This window comes from Xanthobacter sp. BG11Y11_SDJG, from assembly GCF_057364445.1.
Window position 1 is genome coordinate 1 of record NZ_JBNFNU010000529.1, and the last position, 2,353, is coordinate 2,353.

The following is a 2,353-nucleotide window of genomic DNA, read 5'->3' on the forward strand; positions in this document are numbered from 1 at the left end:
TTCGCGGCGGTGCACGACATCGTCGCCGCCGAGTTCCATCCCAAGCCCACGGAGGAGGCCTATCTGCGCTTCCTCCGCGCCCACGGCGTCGAGGCGATCGGCGCGCGGGCAACCCAGGGGCTCTCGGCCATCGGCCTGTCGCTGGCGGTCATGGACTGGTGGATGCACCTCGCCGCCGCCCCCGGAAAGCAGGCGGAACTCGTCACCAAGGCCTGGCGCAAGGCGGCGCGGTTCGGGGCCTATGCGGCCGCTTCCACCCTCGACCGGGGGCTGCCGGCCTGCATCCAGCCGCTGGAGGGCGACGAGCGCTTCTCCGCGCCGTCCTGGCAGGACTGGCCGTTCCGCTTCTGGTACCAGGGCTTCCTCCTGAACCAGCAGTGGTGGCACAACGCCACCCACGGCGTGCCGGGCGTCTCGCCCCACAACGAGGCGGTGGTGGCGTTCGCGCGCGCCAGATGCTGGACATGGCCTCGCCCTCCAACTTCCCCCTCACCAACCCCGAGGTGCTGAAGCGCGCGCGCCAGACCCTGGGCGGCAACTTCGTGGAAGGGGCGCGCAATTTCCTGGAGGACCAGGCGCGCAAGGCCGCCGGCCAGCCGCCGGTTGGGGCGGAGGCCTTCACCCCCGGCAAGGAGGTGGCGGTGACGCCCGGCGAGGTGATCTACCGCAACCACCTGATGGAGCTGATCCAGTATCGCGCCACCACGCGCGACGTGGAGGCCGAGCCGATCCTGATCGTGCCCGCCTGGATCATGAAGTACTACATCCTCGATCTGTCGCCGCAGAACTCGCTGATCCGCTATCTGGTGGACAAGGGCCACACCGTGTTCTGCATCTCCTGGCGCAACGTCACCCAGGAGGACCGCGACCTCGGCTTCGAGGACTACCGCAAGCTCGGCATCATGGCCGCGCTCGACGTCGTCGCGCAGGTGGTGCCGAACCAGAAGGTGCATGCGGCGGGCTACTGCCTCGGCGGCACGCTGCTCGCGATCGCCGCCGCCGCCATGGCGCGGGCCGGCGACGCGCGGCTCAAGACCGTGACGCTGTTCGCCGCCCAGACCGACTTCTCCGAGCCGGGCGAACTGCAGCTGTTCGTCGATCCGAGCGCGCTCTATGCGCTGGAAAGCGTCATGTGGGATCAGGGCTACCTGTCCGCCGGCCAGATGGCGGGGGCGTTCCAGATGCTGCGCTCCAACGACCTCGTCTGGTCGCGCATGGTGCGCGAATATCTCATGGGCGAGCGCGCCCCCATGAACGACCTCATGGCCTGGAACGCCGACGCCACGCGCCTGCCCTACCGCATGCATTCGGAATATCTGCGCCGGATGTTCCTGGAGAACGACCTCGCCGCCGGCCGCTACCAGGCGGACGGGCGCCCGGTCTCGCTTCTGAACGTGCGCGTGCCGCTGTTCGTGGTGGGCACCGAGCGCGACCATGTGGCGCCCTGGAAGTCGGTCTACAAGATTCACCAGCTCACCGACACGGATGTGACGTTCGTGCTGGCCTCGGGCGGGCACAATGCCGGCATCGTCTCCGAGCCCGGCCACAAGCGCCGGCATTTCCGCATCCACGACACGCCCCACGGGGCGCTGCATGTGAGCCCGGAGGAGTGGATGGAGCAGAACCTGCCGCAGGAGGGCTCGTGGTGGCCGGCCTGGGAAGCGTGGCTCACCGCCCATTCCTCCGGCCGCATCCATCTGCCCTATATCGGCGCCCGGGGCCACGCGGTGCTCGGCCCGGCGCCCGGCACCTATGTGATGCAGCGCTAGGTTCCCGCTTTCCTCGTCGAGACGCCAGGTCCGGACATGTCCCGCTCCGTCATGCCCCCAGCTGACGCCGTCATGCCCCGGCTTGTCCGGGGCATCCACCGGGCCGCTTGCTCCTGCCGGAATTTAGGCCCGCCAGCCCGGCCGCTTGGTGGATCCCCCGCACAAGGCGGCGGATGACGGCGGGGAGGGATGTCAGTGAGAGGCTGACGGCGCGGACAGGCCCAGGGCGCGGCGCTACGGCACCAGGACGGCGGCGCCGGTGAGCCGGCCGGCGCGCAGGTCGTCCAGCGCCCGGTTCGCGTCTTCGAGCCCACAGGGCGTCACGTGCGTCGCGACGCCGGCCTGCGGCGCCAGCGCCAGGAATTCATGCGCGTCCTGTCGGGTGAGGTTCGCCACCGAGAGGATTTTCCGCTCCTCCCACAGCCACGCATAGGGGAAGGCCGGGATGTCGCTCATGTGGATGCCGCCGCAGACCACGCGCCCGCCCTTCCGCACCGCCCTCAGCGCCTGCGGCACCAGCTCGCCGGCCGGGGCGAAGATCAGCGCGGCGTCCAGCGGCTCCGGCGCCGGGCGCGTCCGGAGCC

The 2,353-nt window shown here is 70.3% G+C and carries 2 pseudogenes; one reads left to right on the forward strand and one right to left on the reverse strand.

The features are described 5' to 3' along the window. Nucleotides 1–63: 63 nt before the first annotated feature. Nucleotides 64–1,769 (forward strand): annotated as a pseudogene (locus tag AC2W7M_RS23930) (PHA/PHB synthase family protein). Nucleotides 1,770–2,003: 234 nt separating this feature from the next. Here AC2W7M_RS23930 and AC2W7M_RS23935 read toward each other — a convergent pair. Beyond that, a pseudogene (locus AC2W7M_RS23935) lies at nucleotides 2,004–2,353 on the reverse strand (alcohol dehydrogenase); the annotation flags it as partial.